Consider the following 23,183-nt stretch of genomic DNA (forward strand, 5'->3'; position numbering starts at 1 on the left):
GCAGGTAAAAAATAGAATGACACCAATAGTTAATGTAATCGGAGCAGGTTTGGCTGGTAGTGAAGCAGCTTGGCAAATTGCTAAAAGAGGAGTAAAAGTACGTCTTTATGAAATGCGACCAGTTAAACAAACACCTGCGCATCATACAGATAAATTTGCAGAACTCGTTTGTAGTAACTCTCTACGCGCAAATAATTTAACAAATGCTGTAGGCGTTATTAAAGAAGAGATGCGCCAAATGGAATCTATTATTATTGAAGCTGCAGATAATTGTTCTGTACCAGCTGGTGGTGCCCTTGCAGTAGATCGCCACGAGTTTTCAGGCTATATTACTGAAAAGGTGAAAAATCATCCACTTGTTGAAGTGATTCATGAAGAAGTAACAGAAATTCCTGAAGATGGTATTACAGTAATTGCTACAGGTCCGCTTACTTCAAAAGCTTTAGCAGAAAAGATTCAGAATTTAACAGGTGAAGATTATTTATACTTCTATGATGCTGCAGCTCCAATTATCGAAAAAGACAGCATAGATATGGATAAAGTATATTTAAAATCACGTTATGACAAAGGGGAAGCGGCTTATTTAAACTGCCCAATGAATAAAGAAGAATTCTATGCTTTCCGTCAAGCGTTAGTAGAAGCTGAAAAAGCTCCATTAAACGAATTTGAAAAAGAAAAGTATTTTGAAGGTTGTATGCCAATTGAAGTAATGGCAGAACGTGGTGAAAAAACAATGTTATTCGGTCCGATGAAACCAGTTGGTCTTGAAGATCCGAAAACAGATAAACGTCCATATGCAGTTGTCCAACTTCGACAAGACGATGCAGCTGGTACACTTTACAATATTGTTGGGTTCCAAACACACTTAAAATGGGGCGAGCAAAAACGTGTATTTTCTATGATTCCAGGTTTAGAAAACGTTGAGATCGTTCGATATGGTGTAATGCATCGTAATACTTTTATCAACTCACCAAAAGCTATAGCACCAACATATCAATTAAAAAGTCGCCCGAATATTTTCTTTGCTGGTCAAATGACAGGTGTCGAAGGATATGTTGAATCAGCTGGAAGTGGATTAGTTGCAGGCGTGAACGCAGCTCATTTAGCATTACAACAAGATCTATGTATCTTCCCTGCTGAAACAGCTTTAGGAAGTATGGCTCGTTATATTACTGAAGCCGATTCAAAACATTTCCAACCAATGAATGTTAACTTTGGATTATTCCCAGCCTTAGGTGAAAAGATCAAATCAAAACAAGAACGTGGAGAAAAACATGCAGAACGTGCTTTAAACACTTTGCGTGATTTCAAAGCTTCTACGAATATTTAATTTGCGTAAGTCCTTAAATGCTGTTATACTTTTAAGGGCTTTTTTCTTTGCAACAGTTTTTCTTTGCTGAAATTTTTTTGCTCTAAATTATGTTTTTTAGATTAGAAAATTCCATAATTAGACATACTAACATAAAATATGTATGTGAAAAGGTAATGTACACAAATATGTCATAAATCTACTGAAAATTGCCATAGTCTAAGTTGTTAGAAAGCGTTCTCACTTTATATAATTGATTGGCAGTGAGAAAATAGAATTGAGAACATGAGTAAATGAGGCGTTCCGATGAACAACATACAATTTGATCAGGCAATTGAACAGTTTGTTACTTATATTCAACTAGAAAAAAACTTTTCACCTTTAACAGTTCGAGACTATCGAGCGGATATACTCGAATTTTTCGCATTTCTACAAGTAGAAGCTGTGGCGGATTTGGCTCAAGTCGAATACATACACGCTAGACTTTATGTAACTAAAATGTATGAAGAAAAAAAAGCGAGAACAACAATCTCAAGAAAGATTTCTTCTATCCGTTCCTTTTTTAAATTTTTAAATAAGGAATATGATTTGGACGACACTGCATTTCAAGCATTATATCATCCCAAAAAAGAAGTAAGGTTACCACACTTTTTTTACGAAGAAGAACTAACAAAACTTTTCAAGGCCAATGAAGGTGCAGATTCAAAATCATTACGCAATATGGCTATCTTAGAGCTTCTATATGCTACTGGAATTCGTGTAAGCGAACTTACATCTATTGAATTAAAGGATATTGATTTTTCATTGAATATCCTTAGAGTGATGGGGAAAGGTAGAAAAGAGCGTTATGTACCATTTGGTCATTTTGCAGCAGAAGCAATGCAACACTATTTAGAAGAGTCTCGTCCTAAACTTATAAAAGGCATACAGCATTCTGAGTTATTTGTTAATATGCGAGGTGGCGCTCTTACAGCTAGAGGCGTTCGCTTTATATTAAACGACATGATGAAACAAGCGGAGTTACATACATCAATACACCCGCATATGTTACGACACACCTTTGCAACGCACCTTTTAAATAATGGAGCAGATTTAAGAACAGTTCAAGAATTATTAGGTCATTCAAGTTTGTCTTCAACGCAAGTTTATACGCATGTAACGAAAGAACATCTACGAAACACATATATGAATGCTCATCCCAGAGCTTAATATTTTGGAGGAGGTTTTAAAAAATGGATTTGCACGCAACAACTATATTTGCTATTCAGCACAATGGTCAAAGTGCCATGGCGGGTGATGGTCAAGTTACACTAGGAAATTCTGTAGTTATGAAACATACTGCTAAAAAAGTACGTCGTTTATATAATGGTAAAGTACTTGCAGGTTTTGCTGGTTCTGTGGCAGATGCTTTTACATTATTTGAAATGTTCGAAAGTAGATTGATGGAGTATAATGGGAATTTACAACGCGCTGCAGTAGAAGTAGCAAAACAATGGCGTGGCGATAAAATGCTACAAAAGTTGGAAGCATTATTACTAGTCATGAATAGCGAGACTTTATTGCTAGTATCTGGATCGGGTGAAGTAATTGAACCAGATGACGGAATTTTAGCTATTGGTTCCGGAGGGAATTATGCATTGTCAGCTGGTAGAGCATTGAAACAATATGCTGGAGATCAGATGAATGCAAAAGAAATTGCGAAGGCATCTTTAGAAATTGCAGCAGATATTTGTGTATTTACGAACCATAATATTATTGTGGAGGATCTAAAAATATGACACAACAAAAAACCCCTAGAGAAATGTTGGAGTATTTGAATCGTTATATTGTAGGCCAAAACCAAGCTAAACGAGCAGTTGCTGTAGCACTTCGTAATCGTTATCGTAGACAATTACTTTCTGAAGAGATGAAAAACGAAGTAATACCAAAAAACATTTTAATGATTGGTCCAACTGGTGTTGGTAAAACTGAAATTGCTAGACGTATTGCTCGCCTTGTGAAAGCTCCATTTCTTAAAGTAGAAGCCACAAAATTTACTGAAGTAGGCTATGTTGGGCGTGATGTAGAATCCATGGTTCGAGATTTGGTTGAAATCTCTAATCGACTAGTAAAAGAAGAGAAACAAGAAGAAGTTAAAGAACAAGCTGAAAGTTTGGCAAATGATCAAATTGTTAAGCTGCTAGTACCTAGTATGCGTAAGAAGCAAACAACGCAAAATCCTTTTGAAGCTCTCTTTGGTCAAAAAAATGACACATCAGAAGAGAATACAGAAGAAGATAAACAAGTTACCTTAAAACGTTCTCAAATAGCCGATAATTTACGCGATGGGAAATTAGAAAACGAATGGGTAACTATAGAAGTAACAGAACAACAAACCAATATGATGGGTATGTTCCCAGGTGGCGGAATGGATATGGGTGGAACGAATATGGGCGATATGCTTTCGAGTTTAATGCCACCTAAAAAGAAAAAACGCCGCTTACAAGTAAAAGATGCTAGACGTATCTTAACAATCGAAGAAGCAAACAAACTGATTGATAGCGATGAGGTATCAGAAGAAGCTATTCTTCGAGCTGAACAATCTGGTATTATTTTTATTGATGAAATTGATAAAATAGCGACAAGAAGCAACAGTAGTGGTGGGAATGCAAATGTTTCACGTGAAGGTGTTCAACGTGATATTTTGCCAATTGTAGAAGGCTCAACTGTAAATACGAAATATGGTCCTGTGAGAACAGACTTTATGTTATTTATGGCAGCAGGAGCGTTCCATATGTCAAAACCATCTGATTTGATACCTGAATTACAAGGGCGATTCCCGATTCGTGTAGAATTAGAAAAGTTGACGAAGGAAGATTTTGTACGGATTTTAAAAGAGCCAGATCATTCACTTATCTTACAATATCAAGCTTTACTTGCTACTGAAGGTGTTGATATTGTATTTACAGATGAAGCAATCGAACGTATTGCTGAAATTGCAACAAATGTAAACCAAGATTCAGACAATATTGGTGCAAGACGTTTGCATACTATTGTTGAACGACTTTTAGAAGAGCTTTCCTTCGAAGCTGCAGATATTTCACCAGCACATATAGAAATTACTGAAAACTATGTTGACCAAAAACTTACCGAAATTGTCAAGAATAAAGATTTGTCACAGTTTATTTTATAGTTTATAATCTAAGATATTGCATAAAATTTAAAACCTTTTGAATATTGCATAAATTAAGGAAAATTTACAGGAGGCTAAATAAAAATGAATTTATTAGCTAAAACAAGAAGAATTAATTCGATGCTTCAAGCATCAGCAGGTAAACCAGTTAACTTTAAAGAAATGGCTGAAACACTTGGTGAAGTAATCGAAAGTAACGTATATATCGTAAGCCGTAAAGGTAAATTACTAGGTATAGCTGCAAATCAACAAATTGAAAACGAACGTTTGAAAAAAATGCTTGAAGATCGTCAATTCCCAGAAGAATACACTCGCCACTTATACGACTTCTCTGAAACTGCTTCTAACTTAGATGTCTTCGATGAACATAGTGCATTCCCCGTTGAAACTCAAGAAGTATTTAAATCTGGTTTAACAACAATTGTACCAATTAATGGTGGCGGAGAACGTTTAGGGACACTAGTACTTGCACGTTTAGAAAGTAAATTTGAAGATGACGATTTAATCCTAGCTGAATATGGCGCAACTGTAGTAGGTATGGAAATCCTTCGTGAAAAAGCGGAAGAAATTGAAGAAGAAGCTCGTAGTAAAGCTGTTGTTCAAATGGCTATTAACTCACTATCTTACAGTGAACTTGAAGCAATTGAACATATCTTTGAAGAATTAGATGGTTCAGAAGGATTATTAGTTGCATCTAAAATTGCGGATCGAGTTGGAATTACTCGTTCAGTAATCGTTAATGCTTTACGTAAATTAGAATCTGCGGGCGTTATCGAATCACGCTCATTAGGTATGAAAGGTACTTATATTAAAGTATTGAATAGTAAATTTTTAAATGCATTAGCTGAAATCAAAATGCGTTAATGAAATAACTAAAAAAAACCTTTTCTGTAACAAACAGAAAAGGTTTTTTTCGTCTGTAAAGCTAATAAACATTCAAAATGTGTTACCACTTAATTATCAAGTATGATGCCGGTTTTTAACAAACTAAACTCCTAAGTTTCACTTATGACTAATTAATTGTATGAATAGTAGTTATTTTGAATTATTATTTCAGTTTAATATCATTTTTTTAATAAAAATATGATATTTACCTTCCGTAATGACTTTTAGAGTGAAATGAAAATTAGCAGGAAGAAAGTAAGAGAAAAATTTTGCCAAAAATATATTATAAAAGTGAGTTTTTAACATCGAAAAAGATGCAATAGCCTATATTTTATCGTTTTCTACTATATATATAGTGAAAATATACTGTGATTACAAAGTATCAATAAATGTACGTAAAAAATGCTGTAGCTACCATTTTTTATATAAAAATAGTTTATTTGTCCTATTAAAAAGATGCTATAAATGATAGACACTTTATAACATCTTTATTACAATTAGAACGTGATGAAATATTAGAGAATTTGACATTTTAAGTCGAATTGAGGTGAACGATTTGAGCTTTTTTGGAGGCACTATAAGTAATATTGAAAATGGATTGTCATATTCTAGCGTAAAACAAAAAACAATAGCACAAAATATAGCAAATGTTGATACACCTAACTATAAAGCTAAAGATGTAAGCTTTAGTAAAATGTTGTCAGATGCTCAAGACTCATACATAAAAGCGTATCGGACTAACGATAAGCATATTGATTTTCAAACAGATCCCCAAACACCAGGTGTATATAGTTACTCTAATTTGAGTTATAGAGAAAATGGGAATGGTGTGGATATGGATAAAGAACAGGCAAGTTTAGCGAAAAATACAATTTATTATAATGCATTAATCGATCGAGTTAATGGTAAGTTGAATTCACTATTAACCGTTGCTAAAGGAGGATAAATATGACGATTTTCCAAAGTATGGACACTACTGGATCTGCTTTGACTGCACAACGACTTCGAATGGATGTAATTTCTTCTAATATGGCGAATGTCGATACAACACGTGCAAAAAAGGTAAATGGTGAATGGGTTCCCTACACAAGAAAAACTGTATCCTTAGTTCCAAAAGAAAATTCGTTTTCAAATTACCTAAATGTAGCTATGGGGAGTGGTGGAAATGCATCGGTGGGAAATGGTGTGAAAGTTACAAGTATTAATGAGGATACTAAAACCCCATATAAACTCGTTTATGACCCAACTAATCCAGATGCAAATAAAGATGGGTATGTTCAGACTTCAAATGTAGATCCATTAAAAGAAATGGTAGATTTAATTTCAGCAACAAGATCTTATGAAGCAAACGTAACCGTATTTAATGCCAATAAATCAATGCTATCTAAAGCGCTTGAAATTGGTAAGTAATTTTAACTAAGGAAGGATGAGGAACAATGGCGATTTCACAAGTTTCTATTACACAACCAGTTCAACCAACGTTGACGCAAACAGTGTCACAGACAATTCCGTCAAATAAAGAAAGCTTTGGATCGGTATTGAAAAATGCTATTTCTGCCGTTAATGATAGTCAAATAGCTTCTGATAAGATGACAGATAAATTAGTAAATGGAGAAAATGTAGAGCTTCATGATGTAATGATTTCTGCTCAAAAGGCGAATATCACATTAAATACCGCATTACAGGTTCGCAACAAAGTAGTAGAAGCTTACCAAGAAATCATGCGAATGACAGTTTAATAGAAAGGTTATCGCAATGTTATAAGAATTTGAAACAGTCACTATAACCGGAGGCTTAAAATGAATGAAAGACTAAAGAATATCAAAACCAAATTCGGTGGGTTTTGGGGTAGTCGAACAAAAGTGCAAAAAGGTACAATTATCGGTTCAATTCTAGCTGTATTATTAATTGCTTCTATTATTACATACTTTGCTACGAGAGTAACATATGCACCTTTATATTCAGACTTATCAGCTGCTGAAGTTGGACAAATTAAAGAACAGTTAGATTCAAAAGGAGTTAAGTATCAAGTAACAAATGGTGGAACTGCTATTGCAGTACCAGCGGATCAAGTAGATAACTTAAAAGTAGATTTAGCATCACAAGGATATCCACAATCTGGCCAAATTGATTACTCTTTCTTCTCAAAAAATGCAGGCTTCGGTATGACAGATAATGAGTTTAATGTATTAAAATTAGCATCTATGCAAACAGAACTTGCAAACCTTATGAAGGAAGTAAAAGGTGTCAAAGACGCAAAAGTAATGCTTACATTACCTCAACAAGGCGTATTCGTTAGTGATACGCAACAAGAAGCTAGTGCTTCCATCGTATTAAACACTGAGCCAGGCTATCAGTTTACAGATTCACAAATTCAAACATTATATAATTTAGCATCAAAAAGTGTGCCTAACTTAAAACCTGAAAATATTGTTATTACAAACCAGTATTTTGAATACTACGATTTAAATTCACAAGGTTCATCTTTATCTGGGAATGGTATAGCATCATCAGATGCAGAGAAACAGTTAGCAGTAAAAAAACAAATAGAACGTGATCTTCAACGTCAAGTTCAAACAATGCTTGGACAATTAATGGGAGCTGGGAAAGCGGCTGTCTCGGTAACGACTGATATTGACTTTACACAAGAAAAACGAAAAGAAGATTTAGTTGAACCAGTTGACAAAAAGAATATGGCTGGTATCCAAATCAGTGCCCAAAAGATTAGTGAAACTTATACAGGTGCAGGAGCTGCTGCAGGTGGAACACCAGAAGCAGGGCAAAGTACAGATAATTTTACTAATTATCAATCATCAACTAACGGTAACGGTGATTATGAAAAAACGCAAGATACAGTTAACTACGAAGTAAATCGTATTCACCGACAAATTCAAGAAAGTCCTTATCGTATTCGTGATATTGGAATTCAAGTGTTGATTGAACCACCAAAACCAAATGATCCAACATCATTGCCAGCTTCTACACAAACAGATATTAAAAATATGCTTAATTCAGTTGTACGTACTTCAATTGATAAGAATGAAGCTGGACAGTTAACAAATGCACAATTAAATCAAAAAGTGACAGTTGGCGTTGAAAAATTAAATGGAAATATGACGCCAGTTGTAACTCAAAGTTCAATTCCGTGGTGGATATGGGTTGTTGGCGGTATTTTACTAGTCGTGATTATTCTATTAGTTTTCTTTATTATTCGTTCAAGAAGACAAGAAGAATATGAAGATGATGAATACGAATATGAAGATGATGAATCTTTAGAAGTAGATGATATTTCTGAAGAAAAAGAAACCGAAACGACACTACGTCGAAAACAACTCGAAAAGATGGCCAAAGAAAAACCAGATGAGTTTGCAAAATTATTAAGAACTTGGATTTCAGAAGATTAGTGGGAGGTTTAAGCTGTGGTTAAGAAAGAAAAAGGCCTATCTGGTAAACAAAAAGCAGCACTCCTATTAATTTCATTAGGACCAGAAGTCTCAGCTGCTGTTTACAAACATTTAAATGAAGAAGAAATTGAAAGACTAACATTAGAAATCTCAAGCGTTAAAAAAGTAGAACCAGAGATAAAAGAGGGAATCATTGAAGAATTCCACAATATCGCACTTGCGCAAGACTACATTTCGCAAGGCGGTATTGGTTATGCCAAAACAGTATTAGAAAAAGCACTTGGAAATGATCAAGCGCAAGCAATTATTAACCGTTTAACATCATCTCTACAAGTAAGACCATTTGACTTTGCACGCCGTACGGATCCTGCTCAGATATTTAACTTTATCCAAAATGAACATCCGCAAACGATTGCATTAATTCTATCTTATTTAGAACCGCAACAAGCAGGTGTAATTCTTTCTTCTTTACCACAAGAAGTTCAAGCTGATATTGCAAAACGTATTGCAACTATGGATTCTACTTCTCCTGAAGTGATAAGTGAAATTGAATCTGTCCTTGAACGAAAATTATCATCAACTGTTACCCAAGATTACACAGAAACTGGTGGCGTAGATGCAGTGGTTGAAGTTCTGAATGGCGTTGATCGTCAAACTGAAAAAACAATTCTTGATGCACTTGAAATTCAAGATCCAGAACTTGCAGAAGAAATTAAAAAACGGATGTTTGTTTTCGAAGATATTGTTACATTGGACAATCGTTCGATTCAACGTGTTATTCGTGACTGCGAAAACGAAGATTTACTACTTGCTATGAAAGTTTCAAGCGAAGAAGTAAAGGAAATTATATTCAAAAACATGTCACAACGTATGGCAGAGACATTCAAAGAAGAAATGGAAGTAATGGGTCCTGTTCGTTTAAGAGATGTAGAAGAGGCGCAATCTCGAATTGTTGCTGTAACACGTCGATTAGAGGATGCAGGTGAAATTATTATTGCTCGTGGCGGAGGAGATGACGTCATTGTCTAGGATTATACGATTCGATGATCCCGAAACATCTAAAGAAAATTTCCGCACCATTGAAATAAAAGAATTATTTCTTCCACAAGAAGATGTAGAAGAAGATATAACACCACAGAATATTTTGGAAGAAAGAGATAAGCTACTCAGTGAAGCTCATCAAAATATCCAATATCAAAGAGAAATCTTTGAAAAGCAATGTTTGAGCGAGCGACAAGCATTGGATGAAGCAAAAAATAAATGGCAAGAGGATAAAATCATATTACAGCAACAGGCTTATGATGAAAGTTTTCAGCAAGGCCTTGAAGAAGGTCGCTTGAAAGCGGAAGCTAATATGTCAGAAGCAATTCAATTAGCAAATAATACAATTATTCAATCGAAGGCAAATGCGGAGAAGTATTTACAAGAACAAGAAGAAATCATATTAGATCTTGCTATTCGCTCCGCTGAAAGAATACTAGGTACAACTTTAGAAGAAAATCCTGAGCGATTCATCGATATCGTCCGAAGAGGATTAAAAGAAGCAAGAGAAATGAAAGAAATCAAATTATATGTTCCACCAACGTATCACCAACTGATAACGGATCATCGTGAAGAATTATGTTCAATGTTCCCAGTCGGTGTTCCATTTATGATATTTGTTAATGAGGATATCGGCGAAATGGATTGTTATATTGAAACAAATCACGGCAGAATTATGGTTAGTATCGACCAGCAGTTAAACGAACTAAGATTAAAACTTATAGAAGTTTTAGAAAGCGTGGATTGAGTATGATGAAAGCGGCAGATTTATTAGAGCATATATCATCCATACAAACCTTCAAAAAGTTTGGCAGAGTTACAAAAGTTGTCGGTTTAATGATTGAATCACAAGGACCAGATAGCTCAATTGGAGATGTATGTAAAATCCACGTAAATACTGTCAAACATGGTCACCAAGAGATTCTCGCTGAAGTAGTAGGATTTAAAGATGAAATCGTAGTGTTAATGCCATATACATCTCTCCGTGAAATTTCAATTGGCTGTTTAGTTGAAGGAACTGGAACACCTTTAGAAGTTAAGGTAGGGCCAGAACTTATTGGGAAAGTATTGGATTCAATGGGTCTACCGATTGATGGGAGTAGCTTGCCAAAAGGTTTGGCAACAGTACAAACAGAAGAAGATCCTCCTAATCCTCTAACTAGACCACCAATAGACGAAACACTAGAGGTTGGTGTTAAAGCAATTGACGGTATGTTAACAGTAGGTAGGGGCCAACGTGTTGGTATCTTTGCTGGTTCAGGGGTTGGGAAATCAACTCTACTTGGAATGATTGCTCGAAATACTGTAGCTGACTTAAATGTTATAGCATTGGTTGGTGAACGTGGACGAGAAGTTAGAGAGTTCATCGAACGTGACTTAGGTCCAGAAGGTTTAAAAAGATCAATCGTAGTTGCTGCAACATCTGATCAGCCAGCATTAATGCGGATAAAAGGTGCATTTACTGCAACCGCTATTGCTGAATATTTCCGGAATAAAGGGTTAAATGTCATGCTGATGATGGATTCTGTTACACGTGTTGCGATGGCACAGCGAGAAATTGGACTTGCAACTGGCGAACCTCCTGCTCAAAAAGGATACACACCTTCAGTTTTCGGGATACTGCCAAAGCTGCTAGAACGTACAGGTACAAATGAAAAAGGTTCTATTACAGCATTCTATACAGTACTAGTAGACGGTGATGATATGAATGAACCGATCGCAGATACTGTACGAGGTATACTTGATGGACATATTGTCTTAGATCGAACGTTAGCAAACAAAGGCCAATATCCTGCAATCAATGTTTTGAAGAGTGTTAGTCGATTAATGAACCATATTGCAACGCCTGAACATGTAAAAGCGGCAGAGCTTCTTAGAGAACTTTATTACACCTATGATAAATCAGAGGATTTGATTAATATCGGTGCCTATAAAAAAGGTACATCAAAAGAAATAGATGAAGCCATATTTTACGAGCCATTGATTACATCATTTCTAAAACAAGGATATATGGATAAAGTTAGTATGGAAGAAAGTGTTGCTGAATTAGTGAAATTATCGAATGGCGGTGGTCGGTAAATGCAAGTTTATAAATATCGCTTTGATAAAGTGATAACCGTGAAACAACAAGAAAAAGATCAAACTGAAATCGCATATAAAGATGCTAGTAAGTCATTTGAAGATGTAGCTACAAAGTTATACGATCTTTTGAGGAAAAAGGAAGATTTAATCGTTTTTCAGGAAAAGAAATTAGCAAATGGCGCAACGATTGATGAAATCCATCACTATTCAAGATTTTTAGATAGTGTTGAAAAATCAATAGACGATACTCAACAAAAAGTTATCCGTGCTCGTTCCAAAATGGAATGGCATAAAGATAAATTGCTAGAAAAATCATTAGAATGTCGAAAATATGAAAAGATGAAAGAAAAGGATTATCAAACCTATCAAAAAGAACAAGATCGTCTTGAAATGATTCAATTAGATGAACTTTCTTCCATCGCTTATTACAACAATGAAATCAGGTGAGAACATGGCAACAAAGCCTAGAAAAAAAGTAAATAAGCAAAAGTTACAAGTCGAAGAAGTAGAAGAGGAAAAGAAACCTAGCATCATTCAGAAGTTATTCTTTTGGGGTATTATTCCATTGCTCTTCGTATCTGCTGTTCTCTTGATAGCTGCAGAAGTTACAGGTACAAATATTTTTGAAAAAGCCAAAGAAATAACCGGAACTTCTTCATCGGATGAAAAAGCAAAAGATATAACAAAATTTAACTCTAATAACGAAAAACAAATTGCAGATTTGAAAGCACAAGTTCAAGAAAAGGATGCAGAAATCGCCAAATTGCATGGAGAAGTTGAAGACTCAAAAAGTGCTAAGTCTAAAATGGCAATTGAAAAGCATCGTTTAGAATTACAGATAAAAAAACTTGAAAAAGGCAATAACGTGACTCAAGCACAATTTAGTGATCTTGTTACAACTTATGAAAAAATGACGCCAAAAGCTGCTGCACCAGCTATTATAAACATGAAGGATCCAGAGGCATTGAAAATTCTTTCAAAATTAAAACCAGATACTCTAGCAGCAATTCTAGAAAAAATGCCACCTAATAAAGCTGCACATTATACAGAATTGCTATCTAAAAGCAACTAATTAATTTACGTTGAAAGGAGGTGAAATAGTGAATATTGAATTGCTGAAAGTTTCCAAATCAGTAAAACCAGAAGTACATAATTCTAAATCTTCATCAAATAGCAAAGGATTTGCAGAAGTGTTAACGAAGGCAAACTCTTCAGTTTCCCAAAAGAATCAAGCCGGAGCAAGAAAAAGTGATTTTTCGAGAAAAGAGATAGCCACAAATCACTCAGTGAGCTCAGATACAAAAGAGTCTCAAGGAGCACAAGCAACAGGAGTAGTACAAGAAACTCCTGAAAGTAAAGAAACAAAGACTACAACAAGTGGATTCAAATTTGATTTATCAAAAGGTTTAGAAGGGCTTCTTGGAACTGTATCTAAACTTGTAGATGATTCAAAAGGAGAACAAACAATATCAATTAATGACCTATCATCCATCATTAATGCATCATCGTTACAAGAACTGGGTGCTACATTAGGTTTAAAATTAGAACAACAAGATTTTTCGGGAGGATTATCACTAGATAATATCCTTCAAGCTTTAGGGATTAATAAGGAAGATTTACAAAAAGCATTACAGCAGTTAACAGGAAATCAATCCAAAGCCGAAGATGTTTGGGATATGCTTGCAGGAATTGACCAAAATCAATTTACTTTCATCCAAAATCTGATGTCATCTATTAAAGGTGAATCAAGCTCTAAAATATCTAAATCGCAAGCTTCACAAGTTTTGCAGTTTTTGAAAGTAGTAGAACTAGTAGCTCCTAAAACAGATTTAATGGTGAAACAAGAATATCAATCATTTCAAGTAAAGGAATTGTTATCCACACTTGCATCAGAAGTAGAACAAACTGCAGTAGCAAAAAGTGAGACACAACAGACAAAAACAAATGATATTCAACAACTAAATATTAAATTAGCTGATACTACAGCAAGCGAAAGTGTTAGCACAATCCAAACAACTTCTAAAGTTGCAACAACAACTGTTTCATTAACACTACCGACAACTAAAGCGGCTCAAGCAGAAGCATTCGTGAAAGAATTTCAAGCAATTATGAATCGTAGTCAATTTTCGAACAATGCTGCTGGAACAAAGTTATTAATTAAGCTTTATCCAGAAAATCTAGGATCTATTCGTGTAGAGCTTGTACAAAAAGACGGAATAATGACGGCGCGATTTTTAGCATCCACCACTATTGGTAAACAAATGCTTGAAAGCCAACTACAACAGTTAAAACAAGGATTAGTAAACCAAAATATACAATTAGATCGAATTGATGTTGCTCAAGCATTAAATGAAACAAATCGTCATGAAAAAGGACAACAGCAGTTCCAACATGCTTTTAGACAGCATTCAGATGATCAGCAACAACAAAAGAAGGATGAAGAAGAGAAGTCAAACTTTAATGATTTCTTAATGGAATTGGAGGTTTAGAGAATGGCAGATACAACTGTAATAAATAATGCAGCAACAGATAAAACTGTAAAATCAGATTTCTATTTATCTAATAAAAAAAATAGTACAAGACAGACAGGCAATAGTTCATTAGATAAAGATGCTTTTTTAAAATTACTTGTTACACAATTGCAAAACCAAGATCCTACCAGTCCTATGGATGATAAAGAATTCATTGCTCAAATGGCTCAATTTTCATCCCTAGAACAAATGCAAAATGTAGCAAAATCGGTTGATACACTATCTGAGATTTCGAAGCAATCACAGCTTATGCAATATAACAATTTTATTGGAAAATCTGTTAACTGGCATGAATTAACATCTGAAAAAGATGAAAAAGGAAATGCTATTGTGAATTCAGGAAGTGGTGTTGTAAGTAAGATTTCTTATAACGGTGATAGTGTTATTATCACACTGGAAGATGGAAAGAAACTAACACCAGCTAATATTTCTGAAGTATTAAGTGGAGAATCAAAAAAAAATCCAGCTAATTCACTTGTGGAAGCTAGTATGTTAATAGGGAAAAACGTATCGTACACAGAAGAAAATCAAGAAATAAAAGCTACTGTGAAATCTGTTAAAAAAACTTCTGATGGCAACATTGTTTTAGTGCTATCAAATGATAAAGAAATTCAAGCAGATCAATTATCCTCTATATCTGAATAATGGAGGATTAATATATGCCGACAATTAAATATATTCAGCAGCAATATCCTATACAATCAGGAATTAAACAAAAAACAGTAAATGTAAAACAACTAGAAAAACAATCATTTAGTGAGTTATTAGCTGAACAAACGACAAAACAGTTAAAAGTGAGTAAACATGCATCTAATAGACTCCAAGAGCGCAATATTCATATTGATGATTATCAGTGGGAGCGCATTACAAACAAAGTATTTGAAGCAAAATCTAAAGGTGTCAATGATTCACTCGTTTTAACAAACAACGCAGCACTTATTGTGAGTGCAAAAAATGCAACGGTTATTACAGCAATGGACCGTCATGAAGCACAAGATCAATTATTTACCAACATTGACGGCACAATTGTGCTGGGATAAGGCAGGACCTTTTGAGGGTGCCTTCGTATTACCGATTGACTGAGGTAGTACACTCTAATCTGAAGGGAGAAAAATTATTTTATGTTACGTTCTATGTATTCTGGAATTAGTGGTCTTCGCAATTTCCAAACAAAATTAGATGTTATTGGTAACAATATTGCAAACGTTAACACTTCTGGTTTCAAAAAAGGTCGCGTAGTCTTTAAAGATTTAATTTCACAAACAACACAAGGTGCCACAGCGCCTAATGGTACTCAAGGCGGAACAAATCCAAAACAAGTTGGGCTTGGTTCACAACTTGCTGCAATTGATACAATTCATGAAGGAGGTTCTATGCAAACAACAAACCGAGGACTGGATTGTGCAATACAAGGCGACGGTTATTTTGTGGTATCAGATGGAACAAACAACTATTATACTCGTGCAGGTAACTTTTATTTAGATAGTACCGGAATATTAGTAACTGCTGATGGAAAGAACGTTGTAGGAGATGGTGGTCAAATTGCTGTACCTATGGATCAAGGTCCAACAGAGTTAACAATCGGTCAAGATGGTACAGTTTCAGTTATGCTACCAGGTAATACTACTCCTACAGCAGTAGGGAAAATTCAAATTGCTCGATTTGCGAATCCTGGAGGTTTAACAAAAGTAGGTGGAAATTACTTTCAACCATCTAATAACTCTGGTCAACCTGTTACAGGAAATGCAAAAGAAGAGGGTCGAGGTTCTATTGAATCCGGCTTCCTAGAAATGTCCAATGTTGACTTATCTGAAGAATTTACTGAGATGATCGTAGCACAACGTGGTTTCCAAGCAAACTCACGTATTATCACAACTTCTGATGAGATTTTGCAAGAATTGGTAAATCTTAAACGATAATTGATCTGCAGTTAAATTTAAGGTAAAGGAAGGGGGCTGGGCCGGCTCTCATACACCCGGCCCTTACATCCTATGATTGCTCTAACGAAACTAAATAAAAAACCGTTCTCATTAAATGCTTTATACATAGAATCGGTCGAGGAGTTTCCTGATACGACAATCACGTTAACGACCGGGCGAAAATATGTTGTATTAGAAACTATGGATGAGGTTCAAAAAAAAATGATTGAATTTTATCGTAGTGTGCAACTCCTATCAAACCCGCACTTAAGAGGTGACAAAGATGAAGAATAATAAGCTACTATCGATTATGTTAATTATTTTAGTGTCAATTACGCTTATTGGAGTTGTTGCAGTTGTTGTTATGACTCAATTAAATAAGGGAACGGCATCTTCAGTACAAAATATTGATGATATCGTCGCAGAATCGGTTGATATGGAAGAAATAACAACCAATATTGCAGATGATAACTATGCTAAAATTGCACTCAAAATTCAAACATCAAGTAAAGATGCAGCTGCAGAATTGACAAAACGTGATTTCCAAGTGAAAAGTATCTTAATTGGAGAATTATCTGAAATGTCAAAAGCAGATTTAGAAGGTAAAAAAGGTAAAGAAATGCTTGAAAATACGTTAAAAACGAAGATTAATGAACTAATGCAAGACGGAGAAGTTCAACAAGTATATATTACTTCTCTCATTATTCAGTAATCATTAGTTGAATTGTAAATGGAGGTGGGCAAATGGCAGGAGATGTGTTATCTCAATCCGAAATTGATGCGCTTTTATCAGCGTTATCAACAGGGGAAATGACGGCAGATGACATTAAAAAAGAAGAGGAGTCAAAAAAAGTAAAGGTCTATGACTTCAAACGTGCCCTCCGCTTCTCGAAAGATCAGATTCGTAGTTTAACGCGAATACACGAAAACTTTGCACGCTTGCTAACAACGTTTTTCTCAGCACAGCTTAGAACTTACGTGCAAATTACTGTCGCATCAGTCGATCAAATACCATTTGAAGAGTTTATCCGATCAATTCCGAATATGACTTTGATAAATGTGTTTGAAGTTCCCCCTTTAGATGGTAATATTTTAATGGAAATCAATCCTAATATTGCTTATTCAATGTTAGATCGTTTGATGGGTGGTACAGGGGCAAGTCATAGTAACGTTGATAATCTTACAGAAATTGAAACGAAAATTATGACAAACCTATTTGAGCGATCTTTTGATAATTTGAGAGAAGCCTGGGCGAATATTGCGGATATTGATCCAGTTTTAACAGAATTAGAAGTAAATCCGCAATTCTTACAAATGATATCACCAAATGAAACAGTTGTTGTTATTTCATTTAACTCTATCATTGGTGAAACAAGTGGTATGATCAATATTTGTATTCCACACGTTGTTTTAGAACCAATCGTTCCAAACTTATCTGTTCGATACTGGATGCAATCAAATAAAAAAGAAGTTTCTCCAGAACAAACAGCGATTATCGAAAAACGAGTGAAGCAATCTGATTTGGAAGTTGTAGCTGAACTAGGCAATTCTGATATTAGCATTGAAGATTTCTTATTACTGCAATACGGTGATGTGATTCAACTAAATCAGAAAATTAACCAACCTCTACCCTTAAAGGTTGGGGGAATACCTAAATTTACCGTTCAACCAGGTAAGTTAAAAAATAGAATGGCTATTCAAGTAATAGAGTCTTTGAAAGGAGGAGACGATGATGAGTGATGATATGTTATCACAAGAAGAAATTGAAGCCTTATTAAGAGGCGAGTCTATCGATAAAAATAATGAACCGTCTTCTCAGACAGAATATAATGTGGAAGATTATTTAGATCCAATGTCTCAAGATGCACTTGGAGAAATTGGAAATATCTCTTTCGGTAGTTCAGCAACAGCTTTATCTTCATTACTAGGTCAAAAAGTTGAAATTACTACACCTACAATTAGTATGATCAACCGTGATAAGTTGGAAGAAGAGTTTCCACATCCTTATGTAGCCATCCAAGTTGAATACACAATAGGCTTAATGGGGATGAACCTACTTGTTATCAAACAGTCTGATGCAGCTATTATTGCTGATTTAATGTTAGGTGGAGATGGAGTAGCTCCAGCAGATGATCTTGGAGAAATCCATTTAAGTGCTGTACAAGAAGCAATGAATCAAATGATGGGGTCTGCTGCAACATCCATGTCAACTATCTTTAATAAGAAAGTGGATATTTCACCACCAACAATCGATTTAATGAATTTTTCACAAGATCAAGGTACAGAAAATATCCCATCAGAGGAATTGCTTGTAAAAGTATCATTCCGATTAAAGATAGGTAATTTAATAGATTCAAATATTATGCAATTGTTACCTTTAGAATTTAGTAAATCTTTAGTGCAACAATTGATGAATCCTGAGCAAGAAGAAGTAGCGGTTACAGCAGAAGTGCAACAGGAAAGTCCAGTTCAACAACCAGTTGCTCAAGCAGAAACAGCAACACAGTTACCTGTACAGGATTTAATGCCAACTATGCAACAACAACAACCAACTCAACCGGTATATGAACAACCATATGCTACGATGCAACAACGAGCACCACAACAACCTTTAAATGTTCAACAAGCTCAATTTGCTAGCTTCGAAAATACAAATTTAAAACAATCAGAAGCTAGAAACTTAAATATGTTACTTGACATTCCGTTGCAAGTTACTGTTGAATTAGGTCGTACAAAGCGCTCTGTTAAAGAAATTTTAGAACTAGCAAGTGGTTCAATTATCGAGTTGGATAAATTAGCTGGTGAACCAGTAGATATTCTTGTAAATAGCCGATTAATAGCAAAAGGTGAGGTAGTTGTAATCGATGAAAACTTTGGTGTACGTATTACAGATATCTTAAGTAAAGCGGATCGACTTAATAATTTAAGATAGTAATAATTGGAGGAGTTAATCATGTCAAAACGTATATTAATTGTGGACGATGCAGCATTCATGCGAATGATGATCAAAGATATTTTAACTAAAAATGGGTTTGAAGTTGTTGGTGAAGCTGGTGATGGTGCACAAGCTGTTGAAAAATATAATGAGTTAAAGCCTGACCTAATTACAATGGATATTACAATGCCAGAAATGGATGGTATTGCAGCACTAAAAGCTATTAAACAAAAAGATCCTAGTGCCATTATTATTATGTGTTCAGCTATGGGGCAACAAGCAATGGTTATTGATGCAATTCAGGCTGGGGCAAAAGATTTCATTGTAAAACCATTCCAAGCAGATAGAGTAATAGAAGCAATCCAAAAAGCGTTAGGTTAGTATAATGCTTTATAGAACATTATTAAAATTAATGTTGTGTGTATCGCTTTTTACCGTTGTAACAATTCAACCTATTCAACAATCAATTGTTGTCTATGCTGAGTCTAATAGTTCTGCATATGATTGCATAAAAAATCCTGATGCATGTAAAGATGATTCACCGTCACCTGTCGAGAGCAAGGATCAATCGACAGGTGTTGGCTTGTCCGCAGGGGATTACATTAGAATGGTATTAGCGCTTATTTTTGTCATCGCCTTACTTTATGGTGTGCTTAAATTTGTTAATAGACGCAACAACAAATATCAACAAAATCAGTTAATGCAAAATCTTGGCGGCATATCTCTTGGTCAGCAAAAATCAGTGCAACTTTTAAAAGTTGGAAATTCACTTTATTTAGTTGGTGTAGGTGATGACGTACATATCTTAAAAGAAGTAAAGGACAACACAGAAAAAGAGCACTTGTTAAGTTTATACAATGACAAACAAGAACTTTCAGCACAAGTTCCATATGTTTCGGAGCTTTTTTCAAAGTTTAAAAGTCGTCACTCTGAAAAAGAGGGAGATTCGTCAGACGAAGAATTTAAGGAAGAGTTTCAAAAACGATTGTCGGAGATTCAACAAAATCGTCGCAAAGAATTAGAGGAATGGAAGCAGAAGGAGAGGGAAAATGAATGAGTGATTTTGTCAATTACTTCTCCAATAGCGATCCAACAAATGTATCTTCAGCTGTCAAATTGATGTTGTTGCTTACAGTATTATCTTTAGCACCAAGTATATTAATTTTGATGACATGCTTTACAAGAATAGTCATCGTATTATCTTTTGTACGAACAGCATTGGCAACACAACAAATGCCACCAAACCAAGTCCTTGTAGGGTTAGCCCTGTTTTTAACGTTTTTCATCATGGCGCCAACATTCCAAGAAGTAAATAAAAATGCATTACAACCTTTATTCGATGAGAAAATCACTTTGGATGAAGCATACTCAAATGCGAGTAAGCCGTTCAAAGAGTTTATGAGTAAAAACACTAGACAAAAGGATTTAGATTTATTTTTAAAGTATTCTGGAGCAAAGGAACGTCCTAAAACGATTGATGATATTCCACTTACAACGATGGTTCCTGCATATGCGATTAGTGAGTTAAAAACAGCATTTCAGATGGGCTTTATGATATTCATTCCTTTCTTGGTAATAGACATGATTGTGGCCAGTGTCCTTATGTCTATGGGTATGATGATGCTACCACCGGTAATGATTTCACTACCATTCAAAATACTGTTGTTTGTATTAGTAGATGGTTGGTATCTTGTGGTGAAATCACTATTAGAAAGCTTTTAGGGGATGGGGAATTATGACAGCAGAAGTAGTCATTAAAGTTGCAGAAGAAGCAATAAAAGTTATATTACTTGCATCAGGTCCATTATTACTTGTTGCATTAGTAACAGGTCTTTTAGTTAGTATTTTTCAAGCAACAACACAAATTCAAGAGCAAACACTAGCTTTTGTACCAAAAATTATTGCAGTACTTGTTGCTATTATCTTTTTTGGTCCCTGGATGCTTACTCAAGTGACTTCATACACTAAAGATATATTTGAAAATTTAGGTCGTTTTATAGGGTGAGAGAATGAATGAATTAGTTAAATTAGTTCCGAACATAACCATCTTTCTTCTTATTCTTATAAGAATTTCGGCATTCTTTATGACAGTTCCATTTTTCTCATATAAAACGATTCCTGCTAAAGTAAAAATTACGCTTGCTGTTGTATTGTCATGGATGATGTATTATACGATGGATGTAAAACCATTCGATATTAATGGAGAATACATATTATTAATGATGAAAGAGGCTGTTGTTGGTCTATCTATAGGTCTTATTGCTTATATAATTATGTCTGCTATACAAATAGCAGGTGGATTTATTGATTTCCAGATGGGGTTTGCAATTGCAAACGTTATTGATCCACAAACTGGAGCGCAAAGTCCTTTATTAGGCCAATTTTTTAATACATTAGCTCTTTTAGTATTATTAGGGACAAATGGTCACCATTTAATTTTAGATGGGATATTTTATAGCTATAAATATATTCCAATGGATAGTGTGTGGCCTGCGTTTGGATCCAGCGATTTACCACAGTTTGTTTTGAAAACTTTTGGTACGCTTTTTGGAATCGCCTTTCAAATGTCAGTGCCAATTGTCGCAACACTGTTCTTAGTAGATATTGCTCTAGGCATTACTGCTCGGACTGTACCACAACTAAATATTTTTGTCGTAGGATTTCCTATTAAAATCGGCGTTAGTTTCATCGTATTAATCGTCATGATGGGTGTAATGGTTGCAGTTATGCAAAAACTATTTAATTTTATGTTTATTAGTATGAGAGATTTTATGGTTCTTATAGGTGGTGGATAGTATGCAATTGCTTGAGTTAGATTTGCAATTCTTTGCTGGTGAGAAAACAGAAAAAGCGACACCTAAGAAACGTCAAGATTCTCGTAAAAAAGGTCAAGTATTAAAAAGTCAGGATGTAACAAGTGCACTCGTCATGTTATCAGTGTTTTTATTTCTGTTAGTCGCAGCGACCTCCATGAGAGATGGCGTTATGTCCTTTTTTAATCAAACCTTTACAAAATATATGCTTGTTGATTCTTTGTCGATCGAGCTTGTGGTAAAAGTTTATAAAGAAGTAATATCTAAAGCGGCTGTAGTTGTATTACCAATTATGGCTATTGCAGTAATTGCAGCAATCGTTGGGAACTTTCTTCAATTTGGTCTATTGTTCACAACCGAACCATTAAAGTTCGATTTAACAAAACTAGATCCTATTAAAGGAATGAAGAGAATTTTTTCACTCAGATCAGTAATCGAATTAATTAAATCGATTTTGAAAATCTCTTTAATTGGAGCAGTTACAACGGCGATATTATGGATGAATATTGATGATGTATTAAGCTTATCATTCAAAACTCCAGGGGATTCTCTTGTAACAGTTTCTAAGCTTACTGTTTTAATGGGTATTGCAGCATCTATTGTGTTGTTATTAATAGCTGTACTCGATTATTTCTATCAAAAATTTGATTATGAAAAAAACCTAAAAATGTCCAAGCAGGATATAAAGGATGAATATAAAAATTCAGAGGGGGACCCCCTCATCAAATCTAAAATTAAACAACGTCAACGTGAAATGGCCATGCGTCGAATGATGCAAGAAGTACCACAAGCGGACGTGGTTATTACAAACCCAACTCACTACGCAATTGCCTTAAAATATGATGATGAGACAATGGATTCGCCAAAAGTAGTTGCAAAAGGCACAGATTTCATTGCTCAGAAAATCAAATTAATTGCAAAAGAAAATGATGTGGTGATGGTGGAAAATCGACCCTTAGCTCGTGCTATGTACGATCAGGTTGAGATTGGACAACATATTCCAGATGAATTTTTCAAAGCTGTAGCTGAGGTATTAGCGTATGTATATCGTGTTAAAAGAAAAATTTAGAGTTTATTAATGGGAGGGACAAA

The 23,183-nt window shown here is 34.9% G+C and carries 28 protein-coding genes; all 28 read left to right on the plus strand.

The annotated features are described in order from the left end of the window. Positions 1–16 precede the first annotated feature (16 nt). The 28 genes from trmFO to flhB all read left to right on the plus strand — a co-directional run bounded on the left by trmFO (position 17) and on the right by flhB (position 23,160). Complete coding sequence (trmFO, locus tag Q8X41_RS17400) at positions 17–1,330, plus strand: FADH(2)-oxidizing methylenetetrahydrofolate--tRNA-(uracil(54)-C(5))-methyltransferase TrmFO (protein ID WP_397537501.1); 1,314 nt, start codon at positions 17–19, stop codon at positions 1,328–1,330. Positions 1,331–1,615: 285 nt separating this feature from the next. Then, positions 1,616–2,518, plus strand: a complete 903-nt coding sequence (xerC, locus tag Q8X41_RS17405) for a tyrosine recombinase XerC (protein WP_397537502.1) — start codon at positions 1,616–1,618, stop codon at positions 2,516–2,518. A 23-nt stretch (positions 2,519–2,541) separates the two neighbouring features. Next, positions 2,542–3,087, plus strand: coding sequence for an ATP-dependent protease subunit HslV (hslV, locus tag Q8X41_RS17410; RefSeq protein WP_397537503.1), 546 nt, complete (start codon positions 2,542–2,544; stop codon positions 3,085–3,087). Beyond that, positions 3,084–4,481, plus strand: coding sequence for an ATP-dependent protease ATPase subunit HslU (hslU, locus tag Q8X41_RS17415; protein ID WP_397537504.1), 1,398 nt, complete (start codon positions 3,084–3,086; stop codon positions 4,479–4,481). The genes hslV and hslU overlap by 4 nt, the downstream gene beginning before the upstream one ends. 84 nt (positions 4,482–4,565) lie before the next feature. After that, entirely contained in the window at positions 4,566–5,345 is a 780-nt protein-coding gene (codY, locus tag Q8X41_RS17420; RefSeq protein WP_397537505.1) for a GTP-sensing pleiotropic transcriptional regulator CodY, read from the plus strand. Positions 5,346–5,922: 577 nt separating this feature from the next. Next, positions 5,923–6,312 (plus strand): flagellar basal body rod protein FlgB, encoded by a 390-nt coding sequence (gene flgB / locus Q8X41_RS17425; protein WP_397537506.1) that lies wholly within the window; start codon positions 5,923–5,925, stop codon positions 6,310–6,312. A gap of 2 nt (positions 6,313–6,314) precedes the next feature. Next, positions 6,315–6,776 carry a flagellar basal body rod protein FlgC gene (gene flgC, locus Q8X41_RS17430; RefSeq protein ID WP_397537507.1) on the plus strand — a complete coding sequence of 154 codons (462 nt, stop codon included), beginning with the start codon at positions 6,315–6,317 and terminating at the stop codon, positions 6,774–6,776. 26 nt (positions 6,777–6,802) lie between these two features. Then, positions 6,803–7,105 (plus strand): flagellar hook-basal body complex protein FliE, encoded by a 303-nt coding sequence (gene fliE, locus Q8X41_RS17435; RefSeq protein WP_397537508.1) that lies wholly within the window; start codon positions 6,803–6,805, stop codon positions 7,103–7,105. A 60-nt stretch (positions 7,106–7,165) separates the two neighbouring features. Further along, positions 7,166–8,770: a flagellar basal-body MS-ring/collar protein FliF gene (fliF, locus tag Q8X41_RS17440; RefSeq protein WP_397537509.1), complete on the plus strand. Its 1,605-nt coding sequence runs from the start codon at positions 7,166–7,168 to the stop codon at positions 8,768–8,770. Positions 8,771–8,785: 15 nt separating this feature from the next. After that, positions 8,786–9,799 (plus strand): flagellar motor switch protein FliG, encoded by a 1,014-nt coding sequence (gene fliG / locus Q8X41_RS17445; RefSeq protein WP_397537510.1) that lies wholly within the window; start codon positions 8,786–8,788, stop codon positions 9,797–9,799. Further along, complete coding sequence (gene fliH / locus Q8X41_RS17450) at positions 9,783–10,559, plus strand: flagellar assembly protein FliH (RefSeq protein WP_397537511.1); 777 nt, start codon at positions 9,783–9,785, stop codon at positions 10,557–10,559. The genes fliG and fliH overlap by 17 nt, the downstream gene beginning before the upstream one ends. Positions 10,560–10,564: 5 nt before the next feature. After that, positions 10,565–11,890 (plus strand): flagellar protein export ATPase FliI, encoded by a 1,326-nt coding sequence (gene fliI / locus Q8X41_RS17455; RefSeq protein WP_397540299.1) that lies wholly within the window; start codon positions 10,565–10,567, stop codon positions 11,888–11,890. After that, complete coding sequence (gene fliJ, locus Q8X41_RS17460) at positions 11,891–12,340, plus strand: flagellar export protein FliJ (RefSeq protein WP_397537512.1); 450 nt, start codon at positions 11,891–11,893, stop codon at positions 12,338–12,340. 4 nt (positions 12,341–12,344) lie between these two features. Next, the gene (locus tag Q8X41_RS17465; RefSeq protein WP_397537513.1) at positions 12,345–12,965 is read left to right on the plus strand and encodes a MotE family protein; all 621 of its coding nucleotides are present in this window, start codon (positions 12,345–12,347) and stop codon (positions 12,963–12,965) included. Positions 12,966–12,993: 28 nt separating this feature from the next. Beyond that, the gene (locus tag Q8X41_RS17470; RefSeq protein WP_397537514.1) at positions 12,994–14,382 is read left to right on the plus strand and encodes a flagellar hook-length control protein FliK; all 1,389 of its coding nucleotides are present in this window, start codon (positions 12,994–12,996) and stop codon (positions 14,380–14,382) included. A 3-nt stretch (positions 14,383–14,385) separates the two neighbouring features. Next, complete coding sequence (flgD, locus tag Q8X41_RS17475) at positions 14,386–15,069, plus strand: flagellar hook assembly protein FlgD (RefSeq protein ID WP_397537515.1); 684 nt, start codon at positions 14,386–14,388, stop codon at positions 15,067–15,069. 14 nt (positions 15,070–15,083) lie between these two features. Next, entirely contained in the window at positions 15,084–15,464 is a 381-nt protein-coding gene (locus Q8X41_RS17480) for a TIGR02530 family flagellar biosynthesis protein (protein ID WP_397537516.1), read from the plus strand. 81 nt (positions 15,465–15,545) lie between these two features. After that, a complete protein-coding gene (gene flgG, locus Q8X41_RS17485; RefSeq protein ID WP_397537517.1) occupies positions 15,546–16,343 on the plus strand; it encodes a flagellar basal body rod protein FlgG in 798 nt (265 codons plus the stop codon). Between the two features lie 72 nt (positions 16,344–16,415). After that, complete coding sequence (locus tag Q8X41_RS17490) at positions 16,416–16,637, plus strand: flagellar FlbD family protein (protein WP_397537518.1); 222 nt, start codon at positions 16,416–16,418, stop codon at positions 16,635–16,637. Then, positions 16,627–17,055, plus strand: coding sequence for a flagellar basal body-associated protein FliL (gene fliL, locus Q8X41_RS17495; RefSeq protein WP_397537519.1), 429 nt, complete (start codon positions 16,627–16,629; stop codon positions 17,053–17,055). Before Q8X41_RS17490 ends, fliL begins: the two co-directional genes overlap by 11 nt. A gap of 32 nt (positions 17,056–17,087) precedes the next feature. After that, positions 17,088–18,083, plus strand: a complete 996-nt coding sequence (gene fliM / locus Q8X41_RS17500) for a flagellar motor switch protein FliM (protein ID WP_397537520.1) — start codon at positions 17,088–17,090, stop codon at positions 18,081–18,083. Further along, on the plus strand, positions 18,076–19,275 hold the full coding sequence (gene fliY, locus Q8X41_RS17505) for a flagellar motor switch phosphatase FliY (protein ID WP_397537521.1): 1,200 nt from the start codon (positions 18,076–18,078) through the stop codon (positions 19,273–19,275). The genes fliM and fliY overlap by 8 nt, the downstream gene beginning before the upstream one ends. Positions 19,276–19,296: 21 nt before the next feature. Beyond that, positions 19,297–19,659: a response regulator gene (locus tag Q8X41_RS17510; RefSeq protein WP_397537522.1), complete on the plus strand. Its 363-nt coding sequence runs from the start codon at positions 19,297–19,299 to the stop codon at positions 19,657–19,659. A gap of 4 nt (positions 19,660–19,663) precedes the next feature. After that, positions 19,664–20,335 (plus strand): flagellar biosynthetic protein FliO, encoded by a 672-nt coding sequence (locus Q8X41_RS17515; protein WP_397537523.1) that lies wholly within the window; start codon positions 19,664–19,666, stop codon positions 20,333–20,335. Then, positions 20,332–21,000, plus strand: a complete 669-nt coding sequence (gene fliP / locus Q8X41_RS17520; protein ID WP_397537524.1) for a flagellar type III secretion system pore protein FliP — start codon at positions 20,332–20,334, stop codon at positions 20,998–21,000. Before Q8X41_RS17515 ends, fliP begins: the two co-directional genes overlap by 4 nt. A gap of 13 nt (positions 21,001–21,013) precedes the next feature. Next, positions 21,014–21,283 carry a flagellar biosynthesis protein FliQ gene (gene fliQ, locus Q8X41_RS17525; protein ID WP_397537525.1) on the plus strand — a complete coding sequence of 90 codons (270 nt, stop codon included), beginning with the start codon at positions 21,014–21,016 and terminating at the stop codon, positions 21,281–21,283. 4 nt (positions 21,284–21,287) lie between these two features. Further along, complete coding sequence (gene fliR, locus Q8X41_RS17530; RefSeq protein ID WP_397537526.1) at positions 21,288–22,073, plus strand: flagellar biosynthetic protein FliR; 786 nt, start codon at positions 21,288–21,290, stop codon at positions 22,071–22,073. 1 nt (position 22,074) lies between these two features. Beyond that, complete coding sequence (gene flhB, locus Q8X41_RS17535; protein ID WP_397537527.1) at positions 22,075–23,160, plus strand: flagellar biosynthesis protein FlhB; 1,086 nt, start codon at positions 22,075–22,077, stop codon at positions 23,158–23,160. The last annotated feature ends 23 nt before the right edge of the window (positions 23,161–23,183 follow it).

The sequence above is a fragment of the Rummeliibacillus pycnus genome, from assembly GCF_044359855.1.
Lineage (GTDB): Bacteria > Bacillota > Bacilli > Bacillales_A > Planococcaceae > Rummeliibacillus > Rummeliibacillus pycnus_A.